7 protein-coding genes are annotated in these 6,241 nt (G+C 37.3%); 5 read left to right on the forward strand and 2 right to left on the reverse strand.

Features of this window, described 5'->3' with window-relative positions; translation table 11 throughout:
* The first annotated feature begins 75 nt into the window (after nucleotides 1–75).
* Nucleotides 76–852, forward strand: a complete 777-nt coding sequence (locus V7124_RS14330; RefSeq protein WP_335490118.1) for a hypothetical protein — start codon at nucleotides 76–78, stop codon at nucleotides 850–852.
* A gap of 73 nt (nucleotides 853–925) precedes the next feature.
* Nucleotides 926–1,906, forward strand: coding sequence for a diaminopimelate epimerase (gene dapF / locus V7124_RS14335; RefSeq protein ID WP_335490121.1), 981 nt, complete (start codon nucleotides 926–928; stop codon nucleotides 1,904–1,906).
* A 317-nt stretch (nucleotides 1,907–2,223) separates the two neighbouring features.
* Here dapF and V7124_RS14340 read toward each other — a convergent pair whose 3' ends face one another.
* Nucleotides 2,224–4,056: a DNA ligase D gene (locus V7124_RS14340; RefSeq protein WP_335490124.1), complete on the reverse strand. Its 1,833-nt coding sequence runs from the start codon at nucleotides 4,054–4,056 to the stop codon at nucleotides 2,224–2,226.
* A 107-nt stretch (nucleotides 4,057–4,163) separates the two neighbouring features.
* On the opposite strand from V7124_RS14340, the gene V7124_RS14345 reads away from it, so the two are divergent.
* From V7124_RS14345 to V7124_RS14355, 3 genes are all read left to right on the forward strand, one after another.
* Entirely contained in the window at nucleotides 4,164–5,051 is an 888-nt protein-coding gene (locus V7124_RS14345; protein ID WP_335490127.1) for a Ku protein, read from the forward strand.
* 345 nt (nucleotides 5,052–5,396) lie between these two features.
* On the forward strand, nucleotides 5,397–5,597 hold the full coding sequence (locus tag V7124_RS14350) for a cold-shock protein (RefSeq protein ID WP_335408183.1): 201 nt from the start codon (nucleotides 5,397–5,399) through the stop codon (nucleotides 5,595–5,597).
* Nucleotides 5,598–5,691: 94 nt separating this feature from the next.
* Nucleotides 5,692–5,895, forward strand: coding sequence for a cold-shock protein (locus V7124_RS14355; protein WP_335490131.1), 204 nt, complete (start codon nucleotides 5,692–5,694; stop codon nucleotides 5,893–5,895).
* A gap of 38 nt (nucleotides 5,896–5,933) precedes the next feature.
* Here V7124_RS14355 and V7124_RS14360 read toward each other — a convergent pair.
* On the reverse strand, nucleotides 5,934–6,241 hold a 308-nt coding region (locus tag V7124_RS14360), incomplete at its 5' end, for a DUF6509 family protein (RefSeq protein ID WP_335490134.1).

The following is a 6,241-nucleotide window of genomic DNA, read 5'->3' on the forward strand; positions in this document are numbered from 1 at the left end:
TAGAAAAACTTCTCATTTTTTTTGCCCATGTTTAATAGAATTAAATTAAGAGGGGCAGATAAGGAGTTTTGCAGAATGAAAATAGATGAATTTTACCGTGGTACGGCCAATTTGAATTTAAATGGAAGCATTGCTGCACTCGTTCCCGCCATCATCATAGCAGTAGGAAATCTCTATTATTTTCAAAACAACCAAATTATGTTCTTAACAATACCTTTTGTCATTTATAGCTTTATTAGCTTTCAACTCTATCTTTTTAGAATGAAACAATCGATTTCAATCGGACACAATCTGTCACCTTCGAACAGCCTTTATCGGAATATATTTGAAGCTAGACACCTTGTAGTTGTTTACATGAATTATCAAGACTCCAGCCTATACTTTTTCTTTCCCGATGGACACCAGGCAGGAATACTGAAAAAATACCGGCAAAAGGAACATCTTCTTTTAAAAAAACCCAGAATTTACATACTCTATAATTGCCAAAATCAAGCTATTGGATTTTTTAAAATTAATCACTTAAAGATTGAGGTATACGATCAACATAGAAAATATGTTGGCTGCTTTGAGACTGAGAAACGATCTTGGTGGAAAAAAAAGAAAGAAATGCTCGATGAGTCAGGTCAGTATATTGGATCCGTTGAAGGCTCAACCACCTTTATGGATGAACGTGTACTGAATCAATCGAGAGAGCAGGTAGGACGCCTTAGACGGGGGTGGATGCCTGTAGAGTGGAGCGGCCGATTTCCGGAGGCAAATACTCCAGTTCTTTCTCTCTCAGAAAGCTTATCAGAAAAGGACAAGCTGTTGAGGATGTCATTTTTGGTCAATGAATATTTTATTGAAAGGTAAGGAAAGTGTCATTCTCGGTTATTATTTGATAGAATAAATTATAAAATTGCTATTTACTTCGGAGGTTTTTGCAGTGAAAATTGATTTGATTAAAGGTCATGGTTCAGGAAATGATTTTCTCGTTATTGACGAAATTACCAATGCTTATTCTTTCTCTGAGGAGGGGAGAGCTGAAATTGCCCGGTTGTTATGTAATCGTAGTTCAGATTTAGGTGCTGATGGTGTCCTCTTTATTATGAAAAGCGATCATGCAAATGGAAGAATGAGGGTGTTTAATGCAGATGGTTCGGAAGCTTCGATGTGTGGCAATGGACTTCGACTGGTTGCTAGGTATGTTTGTGAAATGCTTGAGTTCAAAGAGGCAATCATAGAAACCATGAAGGCGGATTTAAAGGTGAGTAAGCAAGCGGATATATTTCCAAATGTGACCACCTACCAAGTGGAAATATCACCCATTTCGTTTCGTTTGGCAGATTTGCCATTGATTCTAAACGAAGACAATTTGCGGAATGAAAAAATACCAGAGCTTTCTGGTGAGTTGACGTTTACTGCATTAGCAGTTCCGAATCCCCATTTAATTTCTATTGTTGAGACAGACCAAATAAAGTCGGGTATTCAAAAACAGATTAGTGAGAAAGTCAATAATCCGAATGCATTGTTCCCTGACGGTGTGAATGTCAGCTTTGTTAAATCTTTGAGTTCAGGCAGCATTTATGTAAATACCTTTGAACGTGGCGTGGGCTTCACCAACGCCTGTGGAACAGCGATGTCAGCCTCTTCCTTGGTTACGTGCCTGCAAGGATTAAACGACGTGGATGAAATCATAAACGTTTATAATAATGGTGGCAAAGTACAATGTGTGGTTCATGAAAATGATGAAAATTACTCCATAGACTTGATTGGAAATGCAACATACTTATACAAGGCAGAGGTAGAAGTTGACCTCGGAAGCAAAGATTTTACCGTGATTTGGAAAGAAAATTTCTCTGAGCAGGATATTTACGAAAAATTACAGGCAGAAGCACAAGCATATCTTCGTGGTACTGGATTGTAAAAGGAAATATGGAGGGTTGGAGTGGTAAGGGTGGCTTATAGAGACCGACAGTGTAGAAGGAAGAGGGGTGTGGTCACTATAAGTGGCTTATAGTGACCGACAGTTTAAAAAGAAGAGGGGTGCGGTCACTATAAGAGGTTTATAGTGACCGAAAGTGTAGAAGGAAGAGGGGTGTGGTCACTATAAGAGGTTTATAGTGACCGAAAGTGTAAAAAGAAGAAGGACACGGTCACTATAAAGTGGGTGGAATGCCCCAAAGTTCTTACCCGAAAGCTCACCCCAATACGATAACGGTCACTCCAGCTGGCCAACTCCCTTTATTTCTTTGCTTTTAACACATCCAGCACTTGTGCAAAATTCTGCACGGACTTTGTTTTAAAGTAATTTTTAAAGGGATCTCCTTGTTTGCGAATCCGATTTAAAGCATTTTCCATATTAAATTGAACCGGATTCAGTTTATCATTCACTTCTTCCCAAAATAGCGGTGTCGCTACACCTGCATGTTCATTACCACGCATGGAATAGGGCGCCACAATTGTTTTTCCTTCACTATGCTGAACATAATCCACATAGAGCCGGTTACCACGATTCTTTTTCATCCTTTCAATGGTGAATGAATCAGGATCTTTAGAAATCAAATAGTCGGCAATAAAACTTGTGAATAGACGTGTATCATCAAAGGAAAATACATCCTCAGGCAATGGCAAGTAAATTTGTAATCCTTTATTTCCTGATGTCTTAACAAATCCTATTAAATTTAATTGATCAAGCACCTCTTTAATAAACAGTGCTGCTTTAACTGCCAAGTGGAACTCATCCTTGGAGGGAGGATCTAAATCGATAACGATTTCACTCGCTCCCTGACTGTGAATGGTTTGAAATGGAAGATGGTATTCAATTGCTAATTGATTCCCGAGCCAAATCAAGGTCTTTAAATTGTTACAGACGATATAGTCAATCCCTTCATCACGATACGTCTGGACAAAATCTGGTGCATAATCTGGACAGTTTTTTTGATAAAAGGGCACGCCAAACATTCCGTGAGGGTAGCGAATAACCGTGAGGATCCGATTTTTTAAAAATGGCAGCATATAAGGAGATATTTCCCTTAAGTACAGGATGAAATCTGCCTTTTGAATATCATGATTTTTCCATAACGGCTTATCCGGATGGGTAATATCCAAATCCTCGGGTAAGTTCTTTTGTTTAAACATAAACTGGTCATATGTACATTCATTTGGCGTGATGTCAAAGCGAAAACGATGAAAATGTGGTTCACGCAGCTGATTTTCATAGAGCTCTAAATATTTAACTTCTAAACAAATAGCAGGCTCAACATAGAGAAATTGTTGGTCCTCACTAACCATATTTTGTTTAATTGTACTTTGAAGTGCATGCTTTTCATCCGGTTTAAATCCAAACAGAACTTGACCAATCCCATGAATTTTACCTTCTTTGTACACTCCCACAGAAAAGTAGCCATTTGCTTTTTCATAAGAAGTTATAAAGCAACTGACGTATTTCCAGTTTTTGTACTTTAACCATTGTATGGAACGCCTTCCTTCCTCCCAAAGGCTATTTTTATGCTTCGCAATAATCCCTTCACCATCATATAAGACCACATTTTCCCATAAAGTTGTAAAATCATTATGAGCCTCTACAAACTGTAGTAAATTTTCATTATATGGATCCGCTTCGATTGGTAAACCAACATTCATAAAAAGTTTTTGTAATTCATCTTTACGCTTGTAAAATTTTTTAGAATTTAGCGGTTTCCCCGCTAAAACAAGAATATCAAAGACCATTAGCCGACAAGGGGATTTAGCTGCTTGTTCGGCAATTTTCTTAGCTGCCTTTAGCCGGCCGCGGACCTGAATCCCAGAAAAGTTCGCTTTGTAACGATTTTCCAGTAAAACTAGTTCACCATCAAGCCGAAGAGGGAGAAATGGACGGAATTGTTCCTCTAACGACTCAAGAAAATCCTTTATTTCAGGGAATTGCGGCAATAAAGGTTTATCATTCCGACTCGTTAGCGTAATTCCACTTTTATCCCAATTTAAAATTGCTCGAAAGCCATCGTATTTTACCTCGTACAGCCAATCCGGATTTGGTGTTAGCTCAAAGGTAAGTGTTGGCAGCATCGGTTTCATAAGTGTATTTCCTTTCTTTTTCTTTATTTTGTCCTTTTCCAAATGTTTTTAGGAATGTAATCAAAAAATAAAGCAAAAATAATAAAAAAAGATTGGAGATTTAACCTATGCACACGATGTGGAAAGGAAGTATCAGTTTTGGCCTGGTAAATATCCCAATTAAGCTTCATACTGCCACAGAAGATAAAGACATAAAACTCCGGACCTTGCATAATAAATGCCATGCACCGATTAAATATGAAAAGATTTGTACTGCATGTGAAGAGGAAGTAAAGCCAGAAGATATCATTAAAGCATATGAATATACAAAAGGGAAATTTGTCGTCCTTGATCAAGAGGAGCTCGAAAATCTCCGGAAAGAAAATGAAGATAAAGCGGTTGAAATCATTGATTTTGTTAAAATCGAAGAAATCGACCCGATTTATTTTAACCGCAGTTATTATATGTCACCAAATGAAGGAGGCAGTAAAGCATATTCCTTGCTGCGGAAAGCCCTTCAGGAATCTCAAAAGGTTGGATTAGCTAAAATTATCATTCGTTCAAAAGAGCAAATGGCTGTTATTCGTGTTTACGAAAACACATTGGTAATGGAAACGATTCATTTTCCTGACGAAGTCCGCAGTGCAGGAGACGTTCCCAATGTTCCCTCTGATGATAAGGTGACAGAGAAAGAATTAGTTACAGCGATTATGCTGATTGATCAACTAACAACAGAATTTGAGCCTGCGAAATATACAGATGAATATCGTACGGCCTTATTAGAGTTAATCGAATCTAAACGCACAGGACAGGAAACGGTAACACCAGCTGCTGCAAAAGAGACCACTTCAAATGTAACGGATCTAATGGCTGCCCTGCAGGCATCTATTGATAGAACGAAACCAAGTAAGGAAACAGCGGTAAAAAAAGGAACTGCAGGTAAAAAGGAAACCATCGCCAAAAAACCAGCAGCACCTAGAAAAAAAGCAGCACCTAAAGTGAAAAAAGAAGCTTAAGTAGAAAAACCGATTCGATTTAATCGAGTCGGTTTTGATTCCAATATTTTTAGCCTTATAAACCAAAGTACTTTCATTTTAATGATAAGCAAAATATTATGGGAAAATTATTTATTTTTCTATATAGTAGCTTGCTAGTATGCTATACTGTTTATTTGATTGACTTTTGGAAACATATAGGGTATGATTAAAGTACGCTTTTAAGTTCGTGAAAATATTTATTGGTTTTAGTAGTCGTAACTGCACAGAATGTGGGTGATGCCTATTACCCGGCAGTGCATTGCGGCTTTTTGATTTTTTAAATGGTGATTGACTTAAAGTGAACAAATTTTGGGGGTACTATTCATGAACAACGGTAAAGTAAAATGGTTTAACGCAGAAAAAGGTTTTGGATTTATCGAAGCTGACGGTGGTCAAGATGTATTCGTACACTTCTCTGCTATTCAAACAGAAGGCTTCAAAACTTTAGACGAAGGTCAAGCAGTTTCTTTCGAAATCGTTGAAGGCGCTCGCGGACCACAAGCTGCTAACGTAGTTAAAGCTTAATTGAAAAATAAAAAGGTGGTGCAGTGATAAGGCATCACCTTTTTATCTTTATAAAATGGTTTTTGGATTGCAAAAAGTACAAGGGGTGATCATTTTGGCGTTTGGAAGAAGAAATGATGAAGAAGTAAAGCTTGAAGAAACTAAAATTTGGAAATGTAATTCAGATAGTTGTAAATGCTGGATTCGTGACAATTTTAAGAGCACTGAAGTGCCCCTGTGTCCAATATGCAAAAGTGAAATGAGTCTTAGCACGAAGGAATTAGCTGTAATTCATAATCATAGTAAAAACTTTATGTAATCATTAAGAAAAAGCAGAGGATAATTCCTCTGCTTTTCTTAATGACCAATGTTTTCCTTACAATAATTTAACACTAATAATTCCTCATCTGCTTCAAGCTCAAAATCTAAAACCTTGTCGCTTCCTCTTTCATAAAGATGATAGTTAGAAATTTTAGAACGATTGTCCTCAACTACAAAAAGTACTCTTATCCCAATCCCTTTATCAGAATAAAGTTCATCCTCTTCCTCTACATCTACTTCAAGAAAAAATTCATAGCGATCTCCGCTTAATAATCCAAATGGATCTACAAGTGTTTCAACTGTATGACCAGTTATATTCAATGAAATCATCCTTTGCAAAATAT

The sequence above is a fragment of the Neobacillus niacini genome (assembly GCF_036961885.1).
Lineage (GTDB): Bacteria > Bacillota > Bacilli > Bacillales > Cytobacillaceae > Neobacillus > Neobacillus niacini_H.